We start from the raw sequence: 25,057 nt of genomic DNA, 5'->3' as shown, positions 1-25,057 counted from the left end.
CGCGCCGCGAAATGCGCTAGGCTCACCGGATTGGAGAATCGGGAGCGCCGCGCGTGGACACTCAGCCCTGGTTGAAGGACGTTGTCGTCTTCCTGGTCGCGGCAGGTGTCGCGGCACCGGTCTTCCGTGCCCTGGGTCAAAGCGCCGTATTTGCCTTCCTGGTCACGGGAATTGCGCTCGGTCCTTTCGGGCTCGGCCGGTTCGCTGGCGAACTTCCCTTCCTCGAATTTGTTACCATCGGCGATCCGCATGCGGTCGAGCCCTTTGCCGAACTCGGTGTGCTCTTCCTGCTGTTTCTGATCGGGCTGGAGTTGTCGTTCGAACGATTGTGGGCGCTGCGCCGCTATGTCTTCGGGCTCGGCGGGCTGCAGGTCATTGCCTCGGCCGCCCTCATCGCGGGTGCCGCCGCGCTCCTTGGCCTGCCACCCGCGGCGGCGCTAGTGGCAGGGCTCGCGCTGTCCCTGTCGTCGACGGCGATCGTCATGCAATTGCTGACCGAATCCCGCCAGGCGGCGAGTGCGACCGGGCGCACGGCTTTTTCCGTCCTCCTGTTCCAGGATCTGATGGTCGCGCCCATCCTGATGACCGTGGCCTTCCTCGGTGTCGGGGAGGGGACACGCATTTTTGCCGCACTGGGCGAGGCGTTGGTCGCCGGCCTGCTGGCGGTGGGCCTGATCTTCCTGGTCGGGCGGTTCATCGCTCGCCGGGCCTTCCGGCTTGCGGCGTCCGCCGGCGGCCGGGACATGATGCTGGCCCTGACCTTTCTGGCCATTATCGGCGCGGCCGGCCTGACCGGATGGGCGGGCCTGTCGCTGGCGCTCGGGGCCTTCCTCAGCGGGCTTCTGCTGGGCGAGACGGAATATGGCCCGCAGATCGAGATCGACCTCGAACCCTTCAAGGGGCTGCTGCTGGGCCTCTTCTTCATGACGGTCGGGATGAGCCTCGATCCGGTCGGTCTGCTGCCCAACCTGCCCCTGATTGCCGGTCTGGCGGCCGGGCTTATTGTACTGAAGGGCGGTATCGTCTTCGCCGCAGCGCGCGGATTCGGCTTGCCCTCTGGGCGGGCCGTCCAGGTCGCAGGGCTGATCGGACCGGGCGGGGAGTTTGCCTTTGTTGTCGTCGGGGCGGCGATCGCGGCCAGCGTGCTGGCGCCGGGTATCGGCGGGATGATCACCGCCATTGCCGGCCTGTCGATGCTGGCAACGCCGCTGCTCGCGCGACTGGGCAGCCATGCGGCGCGAAAGCTCGCCCCGGCCGATCATGAGGTGGACGGTCCGGAACAACGGCCCGGCGGCCGGCAGGGTCATGTCATCATTGCCGGTTATGGCCGGGTCGGACGCACGATTGGTGAGCTGCTGGCCAGCGAGAATGCCGATGTGTTGGCGCTGGATATCGACCCGGAACGGGTCTCGGCCTGCCAGGATCGCGGGGTCGAGATTTTCTATGGTGACGCCAGCCGGTCCGAAACGCTGGCCAAGGCCGATGCGGCACAGGCGGCGCTTGTGATCATCACGCTCGATGATGCGGCAAAGGCCGAGAAACTGGCAAAGGCGCTGAAACAGTCAGCACCGGGCGCACGGTTCATCGCACGGGCGCGCGACCGGGACCATGCAGACCGGCTGCTCGCAGCCGGTGCCGATTTCGTCATCCACGAAACAGTCGAAGTCGGCCTTCAGCTTGCGGGCCGGGCACTGCAGGAGTTCGGCTTGTCACCCGATGCGGCCCGCGCCCGGCTCGCGCAGGTACGCGAGGCGAGTTATGCCGAACCGGATCTGGAGAGCGACTAGATTTGTTGTGTCACTGAGCCAGACTGGCTCGCGCAGGTCTTACCGGGGTTCGCCGGCTTTCAGCGCAGGCAGGAGACCCAGCCCTTCCCAGAGTGCGAGATAGACCAGAAATAACAGGGCGATGGCGGCGGCCGGCGGGTCCAGCCATCCGGTCGGCCGCAATACGGGCAACAGAACGAAGAGAATCAGCGTCAGCGATATGCTGAAGGAAACGGTCACCCGGATCAGGCGGCGCGCTGTCCGGCCGGCGCTCCAGGCCCCCAGACCGGCAATTGCGGCCAACAGAATGCCCGCGACCTCTCCAAGAGCGATCGGAGCATGGCCAAGTTGTTCCAGAATGGCGGCGAGGAAACTGCCGCCGACAAAGGCCCCGATGACGGTAACGACAATCCGGACCGACAGCCAGACGGGAGAAATCGCCGGTGCGGGCACGGTCTCGCCTTGGCGGGACATGAGGAGGGAGCCGATCCGCCGCCGCAAATGCGGCGAGCGGATCGCTTCAAACAGAATCGCAGCCACGAGGCCGCTCAGGACGGAAACCAGAAAAGCGTTCATTCCGGACCTGCCCGTACCCTTCCTTCTCAGCCCTTCATGGCGGTTTCGAAACGCTCGGCAACCTTCTCGAGGAAACCTTCCGTCGTCAGCCAGCCTTGCTGATCGCCGACGAGGAGGGCGAGGTCCTTGGTCATGTAGCCGGCTTCGACCGTCTTGATGATCGTGTCTTCAAGCTTGTCGGCAAAGCCCATCACGGCCTCGTTGCCGTCCATGCGGCCGCGGTGGTGGAGGCCCTGCGTCCAGGCAAAGATTGACGCGATCGAGTTGGTCGAGGTCTGCTCGCCGCGTTGATGCTGGCGGTAGTGACGCGTCACCGTGCCGTGCGCGGCCTCGGCTTCGACCGTCTTGCCATCGGGGCTCATCAGCACCGAGGTCATCAGGCCCAGCGAGCCGAAGCCCTGCGCAACGGTGTCGGACTGGACATCTCCATCGTAGTTCTTGCACGCCCAGACGAAGCCGCCCGACCACTTCATCGCGGCGGCAACCATGTCATCGATCAGGCGGTGTTCGTAGGAGATGCCGGCGGCGGTGAAGCTTTCGGCGAATTCGGCGTCATAGACTTCCTGGAACAGGTCCTTGAAGCGGCCGTCATAGGCTTTCAGGATCGTGTTCTTGGTCGACAGGTAGACCGGCCACTTGCGCTGCAGGCCATAGTTCAGGCTGGCGCGGGCGAAGTCGCGGATCGACTCGTCGAGATTGTACATGCCCATGGCGACACCGGAGGCGGGGAAGTCAAAGACTTCGAATTCCATCGGCTCGCCGCCGCCTTCGGGCTCGAATTTCATGGTCAGCTTGCCCGGCCCCGGAACCTTGAAATCGGTCGCGCGGTACTGGTCACCGAAGGCATGCCGGCCGACGACCATCGGCTTGGTCCAGCCCGGCACCAGGCGCGGGACGTTGGAGATTACGATCGGTTCGCGGAAAACCACACCGCCGAGAATGTTTCGGATCGTGCCGTTGGGCGAGCGCCACATTTTCTTCAGGCCGAATTCCTCGACCCGGGCCTCGTCCGGCGTGATCGTCGCGCACTTCACGCCTACGCCGTAATGCTTGATGGCCTCGGCGGCCTCGACCGTGATCTTGTCGTCGGTCTCGTCACGCTTCTGGATCGACAGATCGTAGTATTTCAGGTCGATATCGAGATAGGGCAGGATCAGTGTGTCCTTGATCATCTGCCAGATGATGCGGGTCATCTCGTCACCGTCGAGCTCGACAACCGGCGTATCGACTTTGATTTTGGCCATCGGATGGAATCCTTGTCATTTGAGGATGAGTTGCGCGGGCTATAACAGGAAGCGCGAACAGGTCAAAATGGGCCAGTGCAGGAACGGGTCTGCGGGGACACTTATGCGAATTGAATCCTGGTTTGCGGGCGGCGCTGCGGCGCTCCTGCTGATGTCGTGCGGCGCGCCGGCCGCGGTTGTCGACGACGCGGCGTCGGCGGACGGCTTGATGCTGGACGGAACGGGCGTGACCGCTGTCGTCACTGCCCTTGATGACGGACGGTTCGAGGTCGCCTATCGCTTCGCCGAACCGCAAACGGGCTATTTTTTCTCCCGGTCGGGCGGCGATTATCGGACTGCACACTGGGCGTCGCTGGACGATGGCGTGACGCTCGAGCGGGTTGGTGGTTTTGACACGCTCCTCTTCGACGGACCGCGCACCGAAGCGCGCTTCGTTGTCGAACCCTGGTTCGGTCAGATTACGGGCGACTATTCGCCCTACGTTCAATTTTCCGATGGCGCGGTGGCGCTGTTTACCGGCCAGTTCGAAATCCTGCCTGTCGCGGACCGCGATGCGGTCCTCGCGCTGGATGGCGACATCCGGGCCTGGAGTGGCGAGCAGCCCGTCCTGGGCGTCCGGATCGTCTCGCCGGACCGCATGGTGATGAATGGCGAAGTGCTGACCGGTCATGCCGACGATATCAGCCAGGGCGACGGCGCGTTCGTTTATATCGGCGACGGCGAGATCGAGACGGGCGAGAGTTTTGTCGGCGTACTCGACGGGGCATTGCCGGCCTGGATCCGGGAACGGTTCGATTCTGATCTGGCGACGATTTTCGGCGCGCTGGAAACGGGGTGGGGGTTCGAGCTGCCGCAGCGGGCCAGCGTGTTCTTCGCATTCGAGGGCTATGACAATCCCGGCTTTTCCAACAAGGGCGGGGCGACGCGGTCGCTGTTGATGCTGCAGTCGAGCGGTCAGGCCCTGCGGGAGCCATCCCCCCAGGTACTGGCCTATCTGCAATGGTTCTTCGCCCACGAAGGCGTACACCTGTTCCAGAATGCCGCGGGTCTTTATGCCTCGACCTCTGACCATGCCTGGATCACCGAAGGCGGTGCCAACACGATGGCCAATGCCGTTCTGGCCACGCTTGACGGTCTCCCGGAAGGGCGACGTCTGGCCGAATACCGCCGGTCCTATGCGGGCTGCCTGCGCAGTCTGGCAGCTGGTCCGTTGACCGAGGCGGTGCGCCGCGGCGACCATGAGGCCAGCTATCTCTGCGGTGACCTGATCGGCCTGATGAGCTGGGCGGCGACGCCGGATGCCGACATCTACATCATTGGCGAGGCAGTTGGCGGACGCACGACGGACCAACCAGGCACGACTGGTGAGATGTATTTCGCGACGTTGATCGAGCTGGGGGCCGACCCGGCCGTGGTCGACCAGCTTCGGGCCCTGGTCGGTAGTCGTCTGGCTGATCCGGAATCGGCACTGCGCGCCGCGATGGTGGCGTCGGGACTGAACCCTGTATTCGACGAGGCCGGGCAATTGAGCGAACTGGAATTCCCGCAATGACATCGCCAGCCTTCATTCTCGTGACGCCGCAGATGGGCGAAAATATCGGGGCAGCAGCGCGCGTGATGGGGAATTTCGGTCTGCCGGACTTGAGGGTCGTCGATCCGCGCGATGGCTGGCCCAATCTGAAGGCGGAATCGGTGGCGGTCGGCTCTCCTGTCCTGAAAAACGCGACGCTGACCTACACGCTGGACGATGCGATCGGCAATCTGACGCGGATCTACGCCACTACAGCCCGGCCGCGCGGGATGGAAAAGCGGGTGTTGACCCCGCGCGAGGCCATGGCCGAAGCCCGCGCCGCGACTGAGGCGGGCGAGGCAGTCGGCATTCTTTTCGGAGGTGAAAAGTCGGGCTTGCCCAACGAGGCGGTGTCGGGGGCGGACGCGATCATTACCCTGCCGGTCGAACGCGATTTCTCGTCGCTCAATCTTGCCCAAACGGTTGGCGTGCTCGCCTATGAGTGGCGGGCTGGCGATCCTGCGCCCGACGATTTCGAGCCTGTAAGCGACCCGGCGAGCAAGGCCGATATGGAACGGCTCTACGATCACTTCATTGAGGAACTCGACCGGGCGGGGTTCTTTCACCCGCCGGAGAAGACACCGCTGATGGTCAACAATCTGCGCGCCGCACTGGCCCGCGCCCGCTTTACCGAGCAGGAGGCCCGCACCTTCCGCGGAGCGATCAAGGCGCTCGCCCTCGGCCGCGGCAAGGCCCGGATCGTCCGGGAGGACTAGGCTCGCGTCCGGCGTTGTCAGTCAGCGGACGCTGCAATCGCTTCGATCAGCTCGTAGGCAAAGTCCGGGGCTTCGAAGCCCTTTGAATTGGCCTGGACCGCAAGGGCGATCCTCGTCTCGCTGTCATAGAGTGCTGCAGACCGGTAGCCGCCGAAATCGCCGCCATGAGACAGCCGGTATTCGCCGGTCTCATAGCGCCGGACAAAGATGCCTAGCCCATAGCCGCTCGTTCCGGCGTCGTTGAAGGCATTGATATCGCGGCGCATGATGTGCCCGGCATCGGCTTCAGCTCCGCTACCTCCGAGCGCGGCAAACAATCGCGCGAGATCGGCCGGTGTCGTGACCAGCCCGCCTGCCGCCCATTCGTGATCGAGATTGCGGTGCAGGCGGTGACCCGTGGCGGTGCGCCTTCGTCCGAACAGTCCCGGAACGTGGCCATCGGCAAGCCGGTCGAACTGGCGTCCGGCGAGCGGCGTGGTGTCGGTCATGACCTCATCGAGCAAACCGGTCTCGTCGAGGAGTTCGTGGTAAGTTCGGCCCGTGGCCACCTCGAGAACGAGCCCTGCCATGATGTAGTGGGTGTCCGAATAGGCGTAATGAGCACCCGGCTCGCCTGAGGGGCGGTCATTCGCGACAAAGGCAATCGTGTCATCGGGAGCGAATCCGCGATCGCCGCGCGTCAATCCGGCGAGAAAGTAGTCAATGTCTTCGAGATAGTCCGGCACGCCTGCAGAGTGATTGGGCAACATGCGCAGCGTGATGGCGTCCCGATTGCGGAGCCGGTCCCACCAGGGGCGGTCTGACAGCCAGTTCGAGACCGGCGCGTCGAGATCCAGCATGCCGTTCCGGGCCAGCTGGACGGCCAGCAGCGCCGTGACAGACTTGCCGACACTGCCCGAGAGGAAACGCGTTTCGCAGGTCACCGGGCTCCGGGTGCGGGTGTCGGCCATGCCGGCCACAGCGCATACCACATCCCCGTCCGGCAGAATGACGGCGACGCTGATGCCGGGTGCAGCCCCCTGTTCGACGGCAGCGTCGATGCGGGACTGGAGGGTGGCTTCGATCTGAGCGGAGCCAGCCGATGTGATGGCGAGGGCGAATGCTGCGAAGGCAATAAACATGCAGGCTGGTTACGGCGTATCGTGCGTGCCCGCAAGGCGCACTCACCTGTGCCCGTTGACATATCGCCCATCGTGGCTAAAACCCGCGCTTCACCGGCCTCCGTGGGGCTGGTGTGTGACGGAAGATGCGTGAACCGCCGTTTCAATCGCAGGATCCAATCCGGGAGCCTGCCGGGCCGCGTCGCAAAAGAGAGAAGACATGTCAAAGCGCCAGTCGCAAAAGTACAAAATCGACCGCCGGATGGGCGAAAACATCTGGGGTCGTCCGAAAAGCCCGATCAATTCACGTCCCTACGGTCCCGGCCAGCACGGTCAACGCCGCAAGGGCAAGACGTCCGACTTCGGCCTGCAACTGATGGCGAAGCAGAAGCTGAAGGGCTATTACGGCAACATCACCGAGAAGCAGTTCCGCCGCATTTATGCCGAGGCCCAGCGCCTGCGCGGTAACACCGCCGAACAGCTGATCGGTCTTCTGGAAAGCCGCCTGGACGCCATCGTCTACCGCGCGAAATTCGTGCCGACCGTCTTTGCCGCGCGCCAGTTCGTCAATCACGGCCACGTCAAGGTCAATGGCCGCAAGGTCAACATCGCGTCCTTCCGCTGCAAGCCGGGTGACGTCATCGAAGTGCGCGAAAAGTCGCGTCAGATGGCCCTCGTGCTCGAAGCACTGGAAAGCCAGGAGCGTGACTTCATCGATTATGTCGATGTCGACGCCAAGGCGATGAAGGCGACCTATGTGCGCACCCCGGATTTCGCGGAAGTGCCGTATCCGGTCCGCATGGAACCCAACCTGGTCGTCGAATTCTATTCGTCCTGACCGGTCCGGTTTCAGACTGACATTGAAGAAAGGCGCGGAAACCGGATTTCCGCGCCTTTTTTCCTGACTGCCGGAACCCAGCCTTGCCAGTGGCGCACCCGGTGTGATCAATTCCCCTTCGCTTTTCAGGAGACTCGATTCCCATGCTCATCCGCGCGCTCTGCCTTTCCGGTCTTCTTGCCCTTTCGGCCTGTTCGACGGTTCAGCGGATACCGGGGGTGCCGGGCGGAAACAGGGAAGACGAAACGGCGCGGCTGGAAACCATTCTCGACGCGCGTATCGTGGGCAACGACATTCTGGTCGTTCGGGTGGCGTCCAACGGTTGCACGCAGAAGGGCGACTTCGCGGTTACGGTCCGCCGGCGCGGCGGCGAGCACGACGTCACGATTGAACGCACGCGCGAAGACTACTGCCGCGCGCTGTTACCCAATGGCGTGGAAATCCCGTGGGGGTTTGAAGAACTCGGCGTCCGGCCCGGAAGCCAGGTCCGCGTCGTCAATCCGGTGGCGGGCTAGGCCGCAGCAGGCGCAACGCCTTTTTCGCGCAGATAGGTCTGCAACTCGCCGGCCTCGAACATTTCCTTGACGATGTCGCAGCCCCCGACGAATTCGCCCTTCACATAGAGCTGGGGGATGGTCGGCCAGTCGGAATAGACCTTGATACCGTCGCGGATCGCCGGGTCTTCCAGGACATTGACCGATGCATACTCGACCTGGAGATGATCGAGGACCTTGGCCACGACGGACGAGAAGCCGCATTGCGGAAAAACAGGTGTGCCCTTCATGAAGAGCAGCACGTCATTGCTGTCCACCAAAGCCTTGATGTCGTCCTGAATCGTGTCGGTCATGGGAGTGTCCTTTCGACGGGCATTGCCTTGGTCTTCAGCTAGGAGGGCGCGCGTGTGCGGTCAAGCCCGGCACGCCTGGCATTCTCAGCCAGGTGCGTGCCCCGCGTCGTCAGTGACAACACACTATCGACATGCGGATGCGCCAGCGCAGCGCTCATGGCGTCTTGCGGATTGCCACGCGCGGGTGGCGCAGCGGGGCCTTTGACGGTCTGCAGCGCGGCACGGGCGAGATACCAGAGGTCGCCCCGGCTGTGGGGCCAGCGCCAACGCCCTCCGGCCCCGGCCATGGCTTCAATCCCGATGACGCCAATGCCGGCGGTATGGGCACGGTCCAGGATATCGGCTTCTGTCTGGCTGAGGCCGCTGTGACAGGGGGCCATCAACACGTCAAACAGATCATGAGCCAGTACGGCTGCGGTCGCGTCTCCGCGCGTGCAAAGGCCGATATGCCGCGCTTTTCCAGCGGACTCTATCCGCGCGAGCGCCTCAAACAGGTCCGGGGTCAATTCATTGGAGTGGGGACCGTGCAGGAGCAGGATGTCGGCGTGGCCGGTTCCCAGGCGGGAAAGGCTGGCGTCGAGCGATGCGGTGATTCCGTCCGGAGAGAAATCACGCTGACCGCGCGCCGGAATGCCGGCCTTTGTCGCGATGATCAAGCGCGACCGGTCGCGGCCGGCGAGCGCCTCGCCCAGGCGGGACTCTGCTTCGCCATCGCCATAGGCCGGCCCGGTATCAAACAGGGTAAGACCCAGATCGATGGCCTGGTGGATCAGGGTGATGGTGTCTTGACGCGGCACGACCGGAGAGGCGTGGGGACCCGTCACGCCGAATCCGAGCGGCGACACCGGCAGTCCCGTCCGTCCCAGCGTGCGCACCGGCGTCACGGCGTACGGGTTTCAAGCGCCAGGGCGTGCAACTCGCCGCCCATCCGGCCCTGAAGCGCCGCATAGACAAGCTGGTGCTGTTTCACGCGCGGCATTCCGCGAAAGGCCTCGGCCGTGACGACGGCCCGGTAATGGTCGCCGTCGCCGGCCAGATCAATGATCTCGACCTTCGCACCGGGAATACCCTCCCGGATCAGGCTGGCAATGTCGTCGGCTTGCATGGGCATGGGTGGAATCGCCTCTGGTGAACGCGCTGGGTTCCCTTTAGACCAGAAAGCGAGGGACGGTCTCAACAGCCTCGGGAAAAATTCGCATGTTCACGCGCTTGTCCACTTCCGTTTTCGGGGCTCTTGTCCTGCCACTCGCCGCCTGCGTCAGCCTTGAGGCTGCGGCACAGGATACCGGCACCACACAGGCCGAGCTCGACGGCGCGGCTGCACTCGCAGACCTGCGAGCGCTCTCCGCTGACTTCATGGATGGGCGCGGCACCGGCACACGCGGCGCAGCCATTGCGCGGAGCTATATCACCGACCGTTTCACGGAAATCGGCCTGACGCCTGTCTATGAAGATTATGCGCGTGATTTCACCTACAGGACCAACAATTCGGATGAGGACCGCGAAGGCACCAATCTCGTTGGTCTGATCGAGGGGACGGGCGAGGGCGGACCGGTGATGGTGATCACCGCGCATTACGACCATCTGGGCAATTGCGATGGTGAAATCTGCAATGGCGCGGACGACAATGCGTCCGGCGTGGCAGCGATGATTGCCGTGGCCGGGGCGCTGGTGGCCGACCGACCGGAACATGACATCTACATCGTCGCGCTTGATGCCGAGGAAGTGGGTCTGCGCGGCGCGCGGGCGCTGGTTGCGGATTTCCCCATCCCTCTGGAGCGTGTGGCGCTCAACATCAATCTCGACATGCTTGCGATCAATGACGAGAACGAGCTTCCCGCCGCCGGAGCCTTCCATTTCCCCTTCCTGCGCGAACGCATAGAGCGGGCGGGTGCGGTCGAACCGGCGCAGCTTATCCAGGGCTATGATTCACCGGATTGGGGCCCGCAGGGCGACTGGACCTATTCGTCCGACCATGCCGCCTTCCACGATCAGGGCATTCCGTGGATCTATTACGGCGTTGATTTTCATGAACATTATCACCAACCGACCGACGAGTATGAAGTCGTTCACCAGGACTTCTTCGTGGCCAATGCCCGCACGGTCCTCAATGCGGTACGCCTGTTCGATGACGAGCTGGACGCCATTGCCGCCGACCTTGCCGAGATGCAGGCCAACGCACCGGTAGCGGAAACCACCGCTGAGGGTTCGATGGTCAAGCCCGGAATGGAATAATTCTTCCTCTCCCCTTTGGGGAAAACAAAGACACATGAAATCCCGGACGGCGAAGCCGATCCGGGACCGTGGGCCATGATGGAGGCCCCGGCTCTGCGCCGCTGGCGCGGCTCGGCCGGGGTTTCAGGTGTTGGCGCTGGGCGATCGGTTATCTCTTCGCTTTTCGAAAGCGGAGAGGGAAGCCGGAGGCCCTACCGCTCCATCAACGCGGGCAGGAAGGCCTCGTTGACTTCGCGCAGGGCGGCCAGGCTCGCTGCTGACTTGCCTTCCACACCGACCGCGTCACCGCCGGCGGCACCGACGAGACGGGCCGGGACACCGGCGTCGCGGGCGGCATCGAGCAGATCGGCCGCCTTGCCGGGGTCAACAGCCAGCAGATAGCGGGCCTGGTCTTCCCCGAAGAGGAAGCCGGTGAGCGGAACCGGCGTATCGGCGAGCAGGGTCGCGCCGACATTCGACCCCATCGCCATTTCGGCGGTGGCGACCAGAAGGCCGCCGTCTGAGAGGTCATGGACGGCCCTGGTCTCACCGGCGCGGATGAGGCCGCGCACGAAATCGCCATTGCGCTTTTCGGCGGTGAAATCCACAGGGGGCGGGGCACCGTCTTCGCGGCCCTCGACTTCGCGCAGATAGAGCGAGGCTCCAAGCTGACCGGTCGTGTCGCCAATGAGGACCAGCGCGTCGCCTTCGCTCATGCCGCCAAAGCCGGAGCGTTTCGTCAGGTCAGGGATCAGGCCGACCGCTCCGACGGCCGGGGTTGGCGGGATCGCGACGCCATTGGTCTCGTTGTAGAGCGAGACATTGCCCGACACGACGGGGAAGGAGAGGGCGGCGCACGCGCCGGCCATGCCTTCCACGCACTCGGCGAACTGGCCCATGATTTCAGGACGTTCCGGATTGCCGAAATTGAGGCAGTCGGTAATCGCGATCGGGTCTGCACCGGAAGCGGTCAGATTGCGCCAGGCTTCAGCCACGGCCTGCCGCCCGCCCTCAATGGGGAAGGCCTGACAGTAGCGCGGCGTGCAGTCGGTCGTGATAGCCAGCGCCTTGTTAGTGCCGTGGATACGCACGATGGCCGCATCGCTCGGGTCTTCAGAGCTCGCCGCCGTGTCAGCCATGACGTGGCGGTCATACTGTTCCCAGATCCATCGTTTCGACGCGAGATCAGGACAGACCATCAGGGTCAGCAGGGCTTCGGCGATGTCGTCCGGTTCAGCCACGTCCTTGCCGGTGATGGCAGGCGGGCGCGCGGCGCGCGTCCACGGACGCTCATACATCGGCGCGTCTTCGGCGAGCGGATCGAGCGGAATGTCGCAGACCGTCTCGCCCTTGTGGGTGAGCACCATGCGGCCGGTATCGGTCGTCTCGCCAATCGTGGCGACGTCGAGTTCCCACTTTTTAAAGATCGCCTCGGCGACCGGTTCCTTGCCGGGTTTCAGAATGAAGAGCATGCGCTCCTGGGATTCCGAGAGCATCATCTCGTAAGGCGTCATGCCGGTTTCGCGCTGCGGCACGTCGTCGAGATTCATCAGGAGGCCGACCTGGCCCTTGCCGGCCATTTCCACCGACGAGGAGGTCAGCCCGGCCGCGCCCATGTCCTGCACCGCCGCGATGGCGTCGGTGGCCATGAGTTCGAGACAGGCTTCGATCAGCTTCTTCTCGGTGAAGGGGTCACCGACCTGGACGGTGGGGCGTTTTTCTTCGCTCTCGTCGTCGAATTCAGCCGAGGCCATCGTCGCGCCATGGATGCCGTCGCGGCCGGTTTTCGAGCCGACATAGACGATGGGCTGGCCCGGCTCCGCGCCGCGCGCATAGAAGATGTTGTCGGCATCCGCGAGCCCGACCGCCATGGCGTTGACGAGGATGTTGCCGTCATAGCCGGAATGGAAATTCGTCTCGCCGCCGACCGTCGGCACGCCAACGCAATTGCCATAGCCGCCGATGCCGGCCGCGACGCCCGCGACGAGGCGGCGCGTCTTGGGATGGCTGGGCGAGCCGAAGCGCAGCGCATTCATCAATGCCACGGGACGTGCGCCCATTGTGAAAACGTCACGCAGAATGCCGCCCACGCCCGTCGCCGCGCCCTGGTAGGGCTCGATAAAGGAGGGGTGGTTGTGGCTCTCCATCTTGAAGATGCAGGCCTGACCGTCACCGATATCGACGACGCCGGCATTCTCGCCGGGGCCCTGGATGACCTTCTCGCCGGTTACCGGGAATTTCTTCAAGTGAACACGGCTCGACTTGTAGGAGCAGTGCTCCGACCACATCACCGAAAAGATGCCGAGTTCGACGATATTCGGCGCGCGGCCGAGAATTTCGACCGCCTTGGCGTATTCGTCCGCGGGCAGGTGTTCGGCGGCGATTTCCGGCGTGATGCCGTCAGCATACTGGGTCATGTCACGCACTCCCCAGCAGGCTTTCAAAGACGGGCAGGCCGTCCGTTCCGCCGTGGAATTCGTCCACCGCGCGTTCGGGGTGGGGCATCATGCCCATGACATTGCCGCGCTCATTGACGATACCGGCGATGTCGCGGGCCGAGCCGTTCGGATTGCGGCCATAGCGGAAGACGACCTGGCCATTGCCTTCCAGCCGGTCGAGCGTTGCCTCGTCGGCAAAGTAATTGCCGTCATGGTGCGCGACCGGGATGACGAGATCGCGCTTGCCGCCATAGGCGGAGGTGAACTGCGTATTGCCGTTTTCCACCGACAGCGGCGTCTTTTCACAGACGAAGAGCAGGTCGGCGTTGCGCATCAGCGCGCCGGGCAGGAGGCCCGTCTCGATGAGAATCTGGAAGCCGTTGCACACGCCCAGTACCGGCGCGCCGCGCTCGGCATGGGCCTTGACCGCCGGGATGATCGCCGAGGTGCCGGCCATCGCGCCGCAGCGCAGGTAGTCGCCATAGGAAAACCCGCCCGGAACCATGACGAATTCGGTACCGTCGGGCAGGGCGCTTTCCTGGTGCCAGACCATGGCCGGCTTTTCGCCGGTGACGCGGGCAATCGCGTCGTGGGCATCACGATCACAATTCGAACCCGGGAACACGATGACAGCGGATTTCATCGGCCTACTCGATCTCGACCGCGTAGCTCTCGATCACCGGATTGGCGAGGAGGCGTTTGCACATCTCGTCGACCCGGGCTTCGGCGGCGGCGGTGTCGCTGCCGTCGAGGTCGAGCTCGATCAGCTTGCCCTGACGGGCGGCTGTGACCTCATCAAAGCCCATATTCTTCAGGGCACCGGCAACAGCCGCGCCCTGGGGGTCCAGAACGCCGGGTTTCAGATAGACGTGGATGCGCGCTTTCACTGGCTCAACTCGCAATTGGGGGCTCGGATGTTGAGCACTCCATAAAGCGGACTCGCCGCCAGCGCAATTGAACGCGGGCATTCGGGGTGCAGTCGGGCGGATGCTCGCGGACCGTGCTTGCTAGTCAGTTCAGTCCTGGTCTGAACATCCGTGGATGGCCGGTAAATCGGACACGCTGACCCGGTAGAGATCGGTATCGCGGGAGAAATAGAAGACACGGCCGTCCGCGCTGGTTCCGGGCGCATATTCGGCGGCAGCCGTGTTGATGCCGGGGCCGAGATTGACTGGTTCGGACCAGCCGTCGTCCCCGAGGCAGGACAGGGCAAGGTCCGGTCCGCCAAATCCGCCATCGAGGTTTTCAAACACGATCATCCGGCGGCCATCAGGAGAAATAAGCGGATTGGACACGCGCGGGTCGCGGTTGATCGCGCCCGGCGCGACGGCCGTCTCGTAACCCTCAGGACCGTCTGGCCGGGCCAGCCAGATCTGCCGGTCGGCGCCAGTCCCGTCCCGGACGGTGGCGAAGGCGATGGTGCCGTCAGCGGCCACAGTCGGGTAGATATCCGGTCCCGGCCCGTTGATCGCATCAATGCGGCGTGGCTGGCCCCACGCGAAGCCGTCCCAGTGCACCTCCCAGATGTCCCAGTTGGGGGCGTCGTTACCGCGCAGGCTCATGAAGACGAGGCGGCCCGTGCCCGGCTGGAAATAGGCGTCGGCATCGCCCGCCGGATCGGCGAAGGGAACGGGTTCAGGGGCTGACCACGCGCCATCTGCGCCTCGGCGGCGCTGCCAGAGCTGGGGCAGGCTGTCAGGCGGCTGGAAGGTGAAGACGTTCAGCGTCCCGTCGTGATAGTCGCTCGGGGCGAAAGTCCGCCCCTCGGGCATGCCGGTTTCGACCCGTTCAATAACGGGATCAGCTTCGGGCTGGCTTGCGAACAGGCTCAGAACCAGAGGCAGAACAAGCATGGGGCAACTCCCGAAGCGGCAGACAGGTGAAGCGCGTCTGCCAACTCCAGCCAACCATCCTAGAGGTCGGATTCGTCGTTCGCGGCGCGCTGCGTTTCGCGCATGATACCGAGACGCCGCGCGACTTCAGCATAGGCTTCGGTCACGTTTCCGAGATCGCGCCGGAAGCGGTCCTTGTCGAGCTTCTCATTGGTCTCGATGTCCCACAGGCGGCAGGAGTCCGGGCTGATCTCATCAGCCAGGACCGTGCGGACCATGTCGCCCTCATAGAGCCGGCCGAATTCGAGCTTGAAATCGACCAGGCGGATACCGACTGCGGCAAACATGCCCGACAGGAAATCGTTGATCCGCAGGGTCAGTGAGATGATGTCGTCGAGTTCCTGCGTCGTCGCCCAGCTGAATGCCGTGACGTGTTCTTCGGCAACCAGCGGATCACCCAGCGCATCGTTCTTGTAGCAGAATTCGACGATGGACCGGGGCAGGGGCTCGCCCTCCTCGATGCCGAGGCGCTGGCAGATCGACCCGGCGGCCACATTGCGGCAGATAACCTCGACCGGGATGATCTCGACTTCGCGGCACAGCTGTTCGCGCATGTTGAGGCGGCGGATGAAGTGCGTCGGCACACCCATCCGGCCCAGATTGACCATCACGAATTCGCTGATGCGGTTGTTGAGGACGCCCTTGCCCTCCAGAGTCGCCTTCTTCTTGTTGTTGAAGGCAGTCGCGTCATCCTTGAAATACTGGACGATGGTCCCCGGTTCGGGGCCTTCGTACAGGATCTTGGCTTTGCCTTCGTAGATTTTCTTGCGGCGGGCCATGGCCGTGCTCCGTGGGCGAAAAAGCGCAACGCGGCCCGAATCGCTGTGCAGGGCCGCGTATCAGGGGCAGAAACTAGACTCGCTCCGCCAGTCCCGCAACGCGGCTGAAAGGTCCCGCGTTGCGCGATTGATTTAGGCGCTGGGCCAAGCTAACGAAAGCGCTCAACGCAGCCGGAATTACGGGGAGACGCCGCCATGTCGGGAATGGATGATCGCGAAAAGGGTTTTGAAGGGCGTTATGCGCTCGACCAGGAACTGGAATTCAAGGCTGTCGCCCGGCGCAACAAGCTGCTCGGCCTGTGGGCCGCGGAATGGATGGGCAAGAGCGGTCCCGACGCCGAAGCCTATGCCAAGGAAGTGGTGAAGGCCGATTTCGAGGAAGCCGGTCACGAAGACGTCTACCGCAAGGTGAAAGGCGATTTCGACCGCGAGGGCGTGGAAGTCTCCGAACACCAGCTGCGCCGCAAGATGGACGAGTTGATGGCCGAGGCCCGTCAGCAGGTCCAGGCCGGCCAGTAAGCTAGGCCCGGCTTTGCGACTCCTCCTTGCCGATGCGCTTCTGGAGGAGGCCGAGGGCCGTTAGGATCAGTACACCTATCAGGGTCGCCGCGAGACCGATCCCGTAGAATCCGGCACCCGCCGCCACGCCGATGGCCCCGGCCAGCCACATGCCGGCAGCCGTTGTCATGCCGTGAACCGCCCCGCGCGCCTGGATGATCGCGCCGGCCCCAAGAAACGCGACACCCGCTGTTACGGCCTCGATAATCCGCAGGAGGTCGGCCTGCGCGGCTTCGCCGGTTTCGGTGGACAGATAGGCCAGCTCGATGGCCATGATGGTGAAGAGGGCGGCCGCCACGCAGATCAGCATGTGGGTGCGCAGACCGGCGCGGTGCCGGTTCAGCTCGCGGTCGATGCCGATGGCCATGCCGAATACCGCCGCCGCTGCGAGACGGGACAGAACGGCGGGGTAGGGCGTATGCGTCGAGAAGATGTCAGCGACGGCATCCATCCTCACCCAACGCGGTGGCCCGTTCAGGGTTCCGAGAGTTCCGCCGGCAGTGCCAGCCCCTCGCGCTCATTGTCCCAGATCATGGCCATGATCCGCCAGCGTCCGTTTTCGTCGCGGAACAGCTGGATCGAATTGATGCCCCGGCGTTCCGGGGCCGTGTCTTTCCGATTGCTGCGCGCTTCATAGGCGCTCCAGGCATGGGCGATATTGCCGAATATCCGGATCTCGCAGCCCAGCGCGATCTCGAAGAAATCATTGTTGGCAAAGAAGTCGCGCGTATTGTCCCGGTACTCCTCCGGCGACATGATCGTCATTCGCGGATGCCCGTTTTCGTCAATTGTCGTGCGGATCTGGCGCGCTTCGGGGTGAAAGACGTCTTGCTGGGTTGACCAGTCGCGTGGTCCTGCGGGACCCGAGATCATCGCATACATGCGGGCGAGCACGTCGCGGATCAGGTCTTCGTCGCTCATTCGGAAGTCTCCGGACGGACAAGGCCGGGAAGGCCATCAATGGATTGGGCGTTGCTGGCATAGCGGCGTTCCCGCCACTCTTCATCTGACCGGTGGGCGTTGGTCCGCAGAAGCTGGTCGCGCTCGCCGGCAAATTCGTAGAACGGCACGCCCCAGCCGCAGGAATCCTGGATGCGGGTGATGTCGGCGGTGATGACGGCCCGGACTTTCCCGAGATCGGGAAAGGCCCCGACAGCTTCGTCGAAGCCCTCATCGCCAAAACAGACGGCTTCGCCCCTGCCGTAAAGCCGGAGAATATTTGGCTTCCCCTCAAACGCGCAGAACATGAAGGTGATGCGCCCGTTCTCGCGCAGATGGGCGACCGTCTCGATCCCGGACCCGCCGAGGTCGGCATAGGCGACACGGTTGGACCCCAAAATCCGGAAACTGTCATAGCCTTTCGGCGAGACATTCACGTGACCGGATGCGGCGCTGGGCGCGGTCGCGACAAAGAACATCTTCTGCGCGCCAATGAAGGCCGCGACCCGGTCGTCGATGGAGTCGTGGAGCTTGGACATGCGCGGAAGACTAGCGTCCCGGCGCGCGCGAAGCTCGTTACAAATCGTTCCGGTTTGTGTCCAAGACCGGCCTAGCCGTTCCGTCCCCAGCGCGCCGCGTGGCCGCGCCCGTCAATATGGACGAACGGACCATGGACAGCGTTGGCGCTATACGCCCCGATACCGCCCTCGGGCATGGCCGGATCGGCCGTGTAGAGACTTTCGGCATAGTCGTAGAGATATTCCGCGTCGGCGCGGGTAATCCGTCCGTCACCGTCGAGATCGTCCATCACGCCGTCCCCGCCCACGACATCGGGATAGATGTCGGCGGCATCGCCATACATGTGCCGGGAAAATCGCGCCGACCCGATCGCCGTGTTGTAGAAGGGCGTGCGATAGCCGCTCATCACGAAGAAGCTGGACGCCTCGGTCAGGCCCTCGGCCTGCATCGAGGCCAGCAGGGCTTCGAGGCGTGTGAGCATGGTGGGTGAAACCAGCAGGAATTTCGGCCAGTGGCCGGGCTGCTGCTTGCAGATGAACTGGCCGATGGTGAAGTTGGGAGAAACCGGCGCGTCCATGTCCGCCTCGGTCAGGCGGATAAGGCCTTCCGGGGCATCGGCGGGATATGTGCCGATCCGGTAGCCTTCGAGAATTTCTTCCTCGCCCAGCGGGGCGAGAACGAAAACCGAGACTTCGACCGTGCGGCCCGCAGCGTCAGTCATCACGAGGCGATGGGTGCCCGGTGTGTCCGGCGCAGTCCAGTCGGCCATGTCGGCGTCCTGGGCCAGCATCTCGCCATTCATTTCAATGCTGAGCGGCAGGTTGGATGCCAAGGCAATGGTTTCGCCCGGCATGACCAGATGGTGCCAGACCGGATGCGGGACAGTCTCGCCATCCAGCGAAACCGTGAGGGGTGTCGCGGAAAGGTCCACCGGTTCACTGGCCGCGATGGCGACTTCGCCGCCGTCAGGCGGTTCGGCCAGCGCGCGATCGGATGCCGGCTCGTTTGCGGCCTCGGCGGCCGCGCCGCCCAGCATCTGGAAATGAGGCAGGAAGGTAAGGCCGGCCCCGGCCAGGGCGGCGGCTGCCACCCCCGTCATCAACACTTTCATGTCGTCTGGTCTCGCTCGATATCAGCTTTCGCCATTACCGGGCAGCGTGAGTTCCCACTCGGCGAGGGCCGTAATCAGCGCCTCGTCGCGATCATAAATGTCGCGGTGGAACATCACCCCGCCCTGATCGTCCATCTCAACCGTGTAGTAGAGAATATAGACAGGAATGGGGCGATCCAGATCGACACGCAGCTCTTCGCCCGTGTCCCAGGCCGCGTTCATCGCGGTGACGCCCGCGTCCGCACCACCGGCCCGGGCGACCCAGCGCGCCATGTCTTCAGGATGTTCCAGGCGGATACAGCCCGACGAGAAGGCGCGGATCGAGCGGTCAAAAAGCGACTGGCTCGGCGTGCCGTGCAGATAGACCGAGTGCCGGTTGGGGAACATGATTTTCACCGGTCCCAGCGCATTGCGGGCGCTCGGGTTCTGCACCAGGCGGTATTGGTCCGCTACGCCTTCCGCGTTCCAGTCAATGAGGCTTCCATCGACGCGCTCGCCGGTCTGGCGGTCGAGGACGTAATAGCCGCCATTGGCCAGAAAATCGGGATTGCTGCGAATGTCGTCCAGCTTGTCGCGCTGCAGGATGCTTTCCGGGACATACCAGCGTGGATTGGCCACGATGTGCTCGATGGAGTCCGAGAAGATCGGCGTCTGGCGGCTGCGCATACCGACAATCGACCGCATCGAGATTGTCGCGCGGGCATTTTCATAGCCGTCGACCCGGAAGGCCGGGATGTTCACGCGGACATGGGTGTCGCCAAAGTCGCGCGGTGCCCAGCGCCAGCGCTCCAGATTGGCGTCAATCCGCGCCAGCTTCTCCTCGGCGGTGACATTCAGTGCGGCGATCGTATTCGGCCCCAGCACGCCGTCCGTCTCCAGCCCGTTATGTTCCTGGAAGTCGATGAGCGCCGCTTCCAGCGCGGCATCAAAGCGGTGGCTGGCCGGAACCGCGTCCTCGGCGTCATCTTCCGGCGTCTCGCTTTCCTTCATGTGGGATGGGGCGTTCTCTGCAAACAGCATGAGCCGGCTCGGCTCGGGTGCGAAGCCTTCTTCCCGCAAGCGCTGGCGCACGGTTTCCAGCACCGCGTGTTCGTCGCCGAGCTCCAGCGCGCCTTCGATGTCCGGAACGGGCGTAAACCCGCCCTGTTCAACGTGCCGCACGTAGATTTCTCGTGCCTCCAGCAGGGCCGTATATTCGGGATGGGCCGGGTCAAGGTCGCGATAGTCAAAACGGCCTTCACCCGCGAAAGCGAGCTGGCGATGCAGCGGTTCAGGGTCGACCGCTTCAATCTGGGCAGTCAGTTCCGGAACATCGTTGAGCGGGCCGTTACGCATGTGATCCGCCGCGGCAATGAAAACCCGGGACAACAATATGTCCGCTTCGGCGCGTTCAGCCGGATTGCGGCTGGCAAGGGCATTCACCGCCAGGTCGACGCGGTCCATCAGCGCCGGATCAACGGCGATGCCGCGCCGTTCCGCGTCACGCAAAAACACCTGCAGGTCCCGGGCACCGGACCGCGACCAGATCGGATCAAAAATGCGGGTGGCATACGCCTCGAGAAGCGGGGAGGGCTGGCTTTCTGCTGCTTCGACGGTGTCGGGCGAGGGGGCGGCTTCCATCAACCCGGTTTCGATCAGGGCCGAGACACTGCCCGCCGGGATGACACCGCTCGGGCCAGCCTGTTCGCCGACAATATCGGCTTGCGAGACGGCAATGCCGGCCTCGCTGAAGAAGGGGGCGGGCGTCGCGGAGTTCGATTGGGTGGTCATCGCGGTCGTGCCCGCCACGAGCGCGGCTGCGGCGCTGGTTGCGATCAGAATCGACTTGGAAAACAGCATGTCGGCACCTTTGTCCCGTGTTCAACACTTTGACAAAGGAACGCCGGAAACCCGGCGGGTTGTTCCAACTCACTGCAGTGAAAAAATGCAGCAAGTGAATGGAACCAAAGCAGATTTCAGGCGTTTGTTGGGTCTGGATTATGCGCTTGTGTGTCTTTAGTTCGCGAACACGCGCGCGAAAATCGTATCGACATGCTTGAGGTGATAGGCCTCGTCGAAACACGCATCGATCTGCTCGGTCGAGAGCAGCGTCGTGACCTCGTCGTCGGCCTTTAAGTGGTCGACCAGCTTTCCGCCCTCATCCCAGGTCTTCATCCCATTGCGCTGAACCAGCCGGTAGGAGTCCTCCCGAGAGGCTCCGGCCTGGGTCAGCGCCAGCAGGATGCGCTGGGAATTGTGGATACCGCCATAGGCCTCGAGATTTTCCCGGCAGCGGTCGGCATGGACGATCAGCTTTTCGATCATGCCGGCGGTGCGGTGCAGGGCGAAATCGAGATGGACGTTGGCGTCCGGTCCGATCCCGCGTTCCACCGAGGAGTGGGAGATGTCCCGCTCGTGCCAGAGGGCGACATTCTCCATCGCCGGGGTGACGGCTGAACGCACGAGGCGCGCCTGACCGGTCAGGTTTTCAGTCAGGATCGGGTTGCGCTTGTGCGGCATGGCCGACGAGCCCTTCTGGCCCTTCGAGAAATATTCCTGCGCCTCACGGACTTCCGAACGCTGGAGGTGACGGACCTCGATGGCGAGATTCTCGATCGCCGAGGCGATGAGGCCCAGCACGGCAAAATAGTTGGCGTGGCGGTCGCGGGGGATGACCTGGGTCGAGACGGGTTCGACCGACAGACCCATCTGCTCGGCGACATGGGCTTCGACGCGCGGATCGATATTGGCGAAAGTGCCGACCGCGCCGGAAATGGCGCAGGTCGCGATTTCCTCGCGGGCGCGCACCAGGCGCTCGCGGTTGCGGGCGAACTCGGCATAAAAGCGCGCGAATTTCAGCCCCATCGTCGTCGGCTCGGCGTGGATGCCGTGGCTGCGCCCGATGCAGACCGTGTATTTGTGTTCCTCGGCGCGGGTTTTCAGCGCGGCGAGCACCCGGTCGAGTCCGGCGAGCAAGAGGTCGGCGCTGTCGCGCAGTTGAACCGCCAAACAGGTATCGAGCACGTCGGAACTCGTCAGCCCCTGATGGACGAAACGGCTGTCCGGCCCGATGAATTCAGCCAGATGCGTCAGAAAGGCGATGACGTCGTGTTTGACCTCGGCCTCGATCTCGTCGATCCGCGCGACCGAGAATTCGGAGTCTTTGGCTTTCCACACGGCCTCGGCCGCGCTGGCCGGGACAACGCCCAGCTCGGCGAGCTTCTCGGTCGCGTGCGCCTCGATCAGATACCAGATCCGGTACTTGTTGGCGTCCGACCAGATGGCCGCCATTTCGGGACGGGTATAGCGGGGGATCATGGCAGCCTCGTCATTGCGCGTCGCGGATGGGCGGCGTGATGGGCCGGGCAGGGGCTTTGGTCAAGAGGAAGACCCCTCACCCTGACCCTCTCCCTGCAGGGAGAGGGAAACAGGTCCGCGCGTTCCAACCCTCTCCCTCGAGGGAGAGGGTGGCCCGTCAGGGCCGGGTGAGGGGGTCAGAGAGCTCCCCAATCCACCTCTTCATGCCGGTTCAGCGTCTTGGCGCGATCAGGCATCGGATATTTGAGGCCATTGCCGCAGTTGAACATCATGGCCGTCGCGTCATTTCAACCCGTTGTCGGAGTTGGCTGGTTGGTGGCAGTGGCCTACTGGCCGCAATCCGTACGGTTTTGATACCAAGTCGCCGCAATGCGAGTGCTTGCCGTGACCGGTAGGTCTTTAAATAATTCAATGAATTGCGTCCATGTTGACTCACCACATTTAATTCTTATCCTTATATTAGATTTACGTTGGGGAGATTTATGAAGAAAGCAATTGTATCCGCATTTATTGTCATGTTTGCAACGGGTTGCGCGATGTCGGGGATGACCTCGTTTGGCAATCAACCAACGGTCAATTTTGAGAACCAGTCCTTCGAGTTTCAGTCTGCAGAGGATGCAGGTGTCCTGTCAGAAGTCTTGGCAGTAACACTTTATGACGACGAAGGGTTTATTCCGGGTGACCCGAACTGGATACAAGTCACACTTCGGGTGTCCAACAATTCAGATAGCACGATTCACGTCACAGAAGTTCGCCAGCAATTAGGGACCGGTGCCATACTGCAGGTTGCAAGTTCAGGGTTGGAATTACTGGACCAGCCCAGTACCGCGCGGATGGTGGTGGAGGGAGCGACGCTTTCTGCTGGCGGCATGATTGTTGGCGCATTTGTGTTCCCGCCAGCAACGTTGATAGCAGGAGGAATTGGAGCATATCGTTGGCTTAGCCGCATGGATCGGCAAGAACGGGTCACAGAAGCCTTTCGTCGCAGATCGCTGGCAATGGGGTCTCTTCCCCCCGGCGGCAATATCACCGGCCTAGTTTGGGTACCCGCGCTGGAAGACTTTAGTGGGATGTTGGTAGTGGTGCAAAAGCAAGGCGATACTCGAACTCTTATTTTGCAGCGTTCATACAATGATGCACTAGCCGCGAATGAAGTAGAATTGGACTAATGCAATATATGTGCTGTTCTGTCTCGTAAGTGTGAAATGGGCCGTCTGATGTCATCAAGCCATCGAGTTTGAAGACACGCGCAATTCTAATATTTTCCCCAATCCACCTCTTCATGCCGATCCAGCGTTTTCGCGCGGTCCGGCATAGGGTATTTGAGGCCATTGCCGCAGTTGAACAACATGGCCGTCGCGTCGGACTCCAACCGTCTGTCCGCCACCGCCTGCCTGTAAGCGGCGAGCGTCGCCGCGCCTTCCGGGCAGAGGAGGAGGCCGTCTTCACGGCCGCAGAGCGTGCGGGCGTCTTCAATGGCGTTTTCATCAACCGCAATGGCAAAGCCGCCGTTCCGGCGCACCGCATCGAGAATCAGGAAGTCGCCGATGGCCTTGGGCACGCGGATGCCCATCGCCTTCGTGTGCGGGTCCAGACACTCCTCGGCGTGGGTTTCGCCGGCCTCATACGCCTTGACGATGGGCGCGCAGCCGGCCGCCTGAACCGCGATCATTTTCGGGCGTTCAGGACCGATCCAGCCGAGCGCTTCCATCTCGTCGAAAGCCTTCCACATGCCGATTAGGCCGGTGCCGCCGCCGGTGGGATAGAGGATGGCATCGGGCAGTGACCAGCCCATCTGGGCGCACAGCTCCAGCCCCATCGTCTTCTTGCCCTCGATCCGGTAGGGCTCTTTCAGCGTCGAGACATCAAACCAGCCCATCGCGTCCTTGCCCGCCGCGACCAGCGCACCGCAATGATGGATGAAACCGTTGACTTGGGTGACATGCCCGCCATGCAGGGCGATCTCGCGCAAATTGACTTCCGGCGTGTCCTCCGGCGCGAAGCTCCAGCTTTCCATGCCAGCGCGGCTGGCATAGGCCGACAGCGCTGCACCGGCATTGCCATTCGTCGGCATGGCGAGGCGTGACAGGCCATAGGACTTCGCCATCGCCACGGCGAGTGCCAGGCCGCGCGCCTTGAAGCTCCCCGTGGGCAGGCGGCCCTCGTCCTTGACGATCAGGCGGCCCGTGCCTCCGCAGGCACGCATGGTCGCGGGTACGTCGATCAGCGGCGTGTCGACTTCTCCCAGCGCGACGACGTCCGCGTCGCGCGCGACGGGTAACAGCTCGCGCCATTTCCAGAACCCGCCCTCGCGCGACCAGATTTCGCCGCGGTCGAGCAGCGGCTTCGCCTTCTCCAGGTCATAGCGCGCCAGCAGCGGCTTACCGGCGTCGGAAAGGTTGTGCGGCTGATCCTTCGAATAGCGCTCACCATTCGCCGAGCATTCGAGATGGGTGAAGAAATTCGCGAAACTCATCGCCTGTCCCGGCCGCCCGTGCCGGGACCTACCGGCGTGCGGTGATCTTGTCATCGCGAGAGGCGAGGGGACAAGGGGTGCAGTTTCCTCCTCTCCCCCTTGGGAGAGAGGATTGAGGTGAGGGGGTCCAGCAGAACAAGGCGCCAGCCTGTCACCAACCCCTCACCCCGGCCCTCT

26 protein-coding genes are annotated in these 25,057 nt (G+C 63.3%); 8 read left to right on the top strand and 18 right to left on the bottom strand.

Annotation, left to right across the window (positions count from 1 at the left end; all coding sequences use genetic code 11):
- Positions 1-53 precede the first annotated feature (53 nt).
- Positions 54-1,787 (top strand): cation:proton antiporter domain-containing protein, encoded by a 1,734-nt coding sequence (locus tag V0U35_RS09365; protein ID WP_330196440.1) that lies wholly within the window; start codon positions 54-56, stop codon positions 1,785-1,787.
- 39 nt (positions 1,788-1,826) lie between these two features.
- On the opposite strand, the gene V0U35_RS09360 is transcribed toward V0U35_RS09365, so the two are convergent.
- A complete protein-coding gene (locus tag V0U35_RS09360) occupies positions 1,827-2,342 on the bottom strand; it encodes a hypothetical protein (protein ID WP_330196439.1) in 516 nt (171 codons plus the stop codon).
- Between the two features lie 26 nt (positions 2,343-2,368).
- The gene (locus tag V0U35_RS09355) at positions 2,369-3,586 is read right to left on the bottom strand and encodes an NADP-dependent isocitrate dehydrogenase (protein ID WP_330196438.1); all 1,218 of its coding nucleotides are present in this window, start codon (positions 3,584-3,586) and stop codon (positions 2,369-2,371) included.
- Between the two features lie 103 nt (positions 3,587-3,689).
- On the opposite strand from V0U35_RS09355, the gene V0U35_RS09350 reads away from it, so the two are divergent.
- Positions 3,690-5,138 carry a hypothetical protein gene (locus V0U35_RS09350; protein ID WP_330196437.1) on the top strand — a complete coding sequence of 483 codons (1,449 nt, stop codon included), beginning with the start codon at positions 3,690-3,692 and terminating at the stop codon, positions 5,136-5,138.
- Positions 5,135-5,872: an RNA methyltransferase gene (locus tag V0U35_RS09345; RefSeq protein WP_330196436.1), complete on the top strand. Its 738-nt coding sequence runs from the start codon at positions 5,135-5,137 to the stop codon at positions 5,870-5,872. Before V0U35_RS09350 ends, V0U35_RS09345 begins: the two co-directional genes overlap by 4 nt.
- Before the next feature lie 17 nt (positions 5,873-5,889).
- Here the strand turns inward: V0U35_RS09345 and V0U35_RS09340 are convergent, their stop codons facing one another.
- A complete protein-coding gene (locus V0U35_RS09340; RefSeq protein WP_330196435.1) occupies positions 5,890-6,993 on the bottom strand; it encodes a serine hydrolase domain-containing protein in 1,104 nt (367 codons plus the stop codon).
- A 199-nt stretch (positions 6,994-7,192) separates the two neighbouring features.
- On the opposite strand from V0U35_RS09340, the gene rpsD reads away from it, so the two are divergent.
- The gene (rpsD, locus tag V0U35_RS09335) at positions 7,193-7,810 is read left to right on the top strand and encodes a 30S ribosomal protein S4 (protein WP_330196434.1); all 618 of its coding nucleotides are present in this window, start codon (positions 7,193-7,195) and stop codon (positions 7,808-7,810) included.
- Positions 7,811-7,953: 143 nt separating this feature from the next.
- On the top strand, positions 7,954-8,325 hold the full coding sequence (locus V0U35_RS09330) for a hypothetical protein (RefSeq protein ID WP_330196433.1): 372 nt from the start codon (positions 7,954-7,956) through the stop codon (positions 8,323-8,325).
- Here V0U35_RS09330 and grxD read toward each other — a convergent pair.
- The 3 genes from grxD to V0U35_RS09315 are packed head-to-tail and all read right to left on the bottom strand — an operon-like array spanning position 8,322 to position 9,768.
- Complete coding sequence (gene grxD / locus V0U35_RS09325) at positions 8,322-8,657, bottom strand: Grx4 family monothiol glutaredoxin (RefSeq protein ID WP_330196432.1); 336 nt, start codon at positions 8,655-8,657, stop codon at positions 8,322-8,324. The two genes, V0U35_RS09330 and grxD, sit on opposite strands and share 4 nt — an antisense overlap.
- A 38-nt stretch (positions 8,658-8,695) precedes the next feature.
- Positions 8,696-9,541: an aldo/keto reductase gene (locus tag V0U35_RS09320; protein WP_330196431.1), complete on the bottom strand. Its 846-nt coding sequence runs from the start codon at positions 9,539-9,541 to the stop codon at positions 8,696-8,698.
- Positions 9,538-9,768, bottom strand: a complete 231-nt coding sequence (locus V0U35_RS09315) for a BolA family protein (protein ID WP_330196430.1) — start codon at positions 9,766-9,768, stop codon at positions 9,538-9,540. Before V0U35_RS09315 ends, V0U35_RS09320 begins: the two co-directional genes overlap by 4 nt.
- An 86-nt stretch (positions 9,769-9,854) precedes the next feature.
- Here V0U35_RS09315 and V0U35_RS09310 point away from each other — a divergent pair, with 86 nt between their 5' ends.
- Positions 9,855-10,892, top strand: coding sequence for a M20/M25/M40 family metallo-hydrolase (locus tag V0U35_RS09310; protein WP_330196429.1), 1,038 nt, complete (start codon positions 9,855-9,857; stop codon positions 10,890-10,892).
- A 191-nt stretch (positions 10,893-11,083) separates the two neighbouring features.
- Here the strand turns inward: V0U35_RS09310 and purL are convergent, their stop codons facing one another.
- The 5 genes from purL to purC form a co-directional block, all read right to left on the bottom strand.
- Positions 11,084-13,288 (bottom strand): phosphoribosylformylglycinamidine synthase subunit PurL, encoded by a 2,205-nt coding sequence (gene purL / locus V0U35_RS09305; protein ID WP_330196428.1) that lies wholly within the window; start codon positions 13,286-13,288, stop codon positions 11,084-11,086.
- Between the two features lies 1 nt (position 13,289).
- The gene (gene purQ, locus V0U35_RS09300) at positions 13,290-13,952 is read right to left on the bottom strand and encodes a phosphoribosylformylglycinamidine synthase subunit PurQ (RefSeq protein WP_330196427.1); all 663 of its coding nucleotides are present in this window, start codon (positions 13,950-13,952) and stop codon (positions 13,290-13,292) included.
- Between the two features lie 4 nt (positions 13,953-13,956).
- Positions 13,957-14,196 (bottom strand): phosphoribosylformylglycinamidine synthase subunit PurS, encoded by a 240-nt coding sequence (gene purS, locus V0U35_RS09295; RefSeq protein ID WP_330196426.1) that lies wholly within the window; start codon positions 14,194-14,196, stop codon positions 13,957-13,959.
- 129 nt (positions 14,197-14,325) lie between these two features.
- A complete protein-coding gene (locus V0U35_RS09290; RefSeq protein WP_330196424.1) occupies positions 14,326-15,162 on the bottom strand; it encodes a TolB family protein in 837 nt (278 codons plus the stop codon).
- 59 nt (positions 15,163-15,221) lie between these two features.
- On the bottom strand, positions 15,222-15,980 hold the full coding sequence (gene purC, locus V0U35_RS09285) for a phosphoribosylaminoimidazolesuccinocarboxamide synthase (protein WP_330196423.1): 759 nt from the start codon (positions 15,978-15,980) through the stop codon (positions 15,222-15,224).
- A 195-nt stretch (positions 15,981-16,175) separates the two neighbouring features.
- Between purC and V0U35_RS09280 the strand changes: the two genes are divergently transcribed.
- On the top strand, positions 16,176-16,499 hold the full coding sequence (locus tag V0U35_RS09280; RefSeq protein WP_330196422.1) for a DUF1476 domain-containing protein: 324 nt from the start codon (positions 16,176-16,178) through the stop codon (positions 16,497-16,499).
- Between the two features lies 1 nt (position 16,500).
- On the opposite strand, the gene V0U35_RS09275 is transcribed toward V0U35_RS09280, so the two are convergent.
- From V0U35_RS09275 to purB, 6 genes are all read right to left on the bottom strand, one after another.
- The gene (locus V0U35_RS09275) at positions 16,501-16,989 is read right to left on the bottom strand and encodes an MgtC/SapB family protein (RefSeq protein ID WP_330196421.1); all 489 of its coding nucleotides are present in this window, start codon (positions 16,987-16,989) and stop codon (positions 16,501-16,503) included.
- Positions 16,990-17,012: 23 nt separating this feature from the next.
- Positions 17,013-17,459 (bottom strand): Cif family virulence factor, encoded by a 447-nt coding sequence (locus V0U35_RS09270; RefSeq protein WP_330196420.1) that lies wholly within the window; start codon positions 17,457-17,459, stop codon positions 17,013-17,015.
- On the bottom strand, positions 17,456-18,016 hold the full coding sequence (locus V0U35_RS09265) for a pyridoxamine 5'-phosphate oxidase family protein (protein ID WP_330196419.1): 561 nt from the start codon (positions 18,014-18,016) through the stop codon (positions 17,456-17,458). Before V0U35_RS09265 ends, V0U35_RS09270 begins: the two co-directional genes overlap by 4 nt.
- A gap of 71 nt (positions 18,017-18,087) precedes the next feature.
- Positions 18,088-19,107 carry a D-Ala-D-Ala carboxypeptidase family metallohydrolase gene (locus V0U35_RS09260; protein ID WP_330196418.1) on the bottom strand — a complete coding sequence of 340 codons (1,020 nt, stop codon included), beginning with the start codon at positions 19,105-19,107 and terminating at the stop codon, positions 18,088-18,090.
- Between the two features lie 21 nt (positions 19,108-19,128).
- Complete coding sequence (locus tag V0U35_RS09255; RefSeq protein WP_330196417.1) at positions 19,129-20,946, bottom strand: L,D-transpeptidase family protein; 1,818 nt, start codon at positions 20,944-20,946, stop codon at positions 19,129-19,131.
- 156 nt (positions 20,947-21,102) lie between these two features.
- Positions 21,103-22,404, bottom strand: a complete 1,302-nt coding sequence (gene purB / locus V0U35_RS09250) for an adenylosuccinate lyase (protein WP_330196416.1) — start codon at positions 22,402-22,404, stop codon at positions 21,103-21,105.
- Positions 22,405-22,886: 482 nt separating this feature from the next.
- Between purB and V0U35_RS09245 the strand changes: the two genes are divergently transcribed.
- Positions 22,887-23,573 carry a hypothetical protein gene (locus V0U35_RS09245; RefSeq protein ID WP_330196415.1) on the top strand — a complete coding sequence of 229 codons (687 nt, stop codon included), beginning with the start codon at positions 22,887-22,889 and terminating at the stop codon, positions 23,571-23,573.
- A gap of 86 nt (positions 23,574-23,659) precedes the next feature.
- Here V0U35_RS09245 and V0U35_RS09240 read toward each other — a convergent pair whose 3' ends face one another.
- The gene (locus V0U35_RS09240) at positions 23,660-24,880 is read right to left on the bottom strand and encodes a threonine synthase (RefSeq protein WP_330196414.1); all 1,221 of its coding nucleotides are present in this window, start codon (positions 24,878-24,880) and stop codon (positions 23,660-23,662) included.
- Positions 24,881-25,057 lie beyond the last annotated feature (177 nt).

It is taken from the genome of Hyphobacterium marinum, assembly GCF_036330325.1.
GTDB lineage: Bacteria > Pseudomonadota > Alphaproteobacteria > Caulobacterales > Maricaulaceae > Hyphobacterium > Hyphobacterium marinum.
This window is presented reverse-complemented; position numbering and strand designations above follow the sequence as displayed.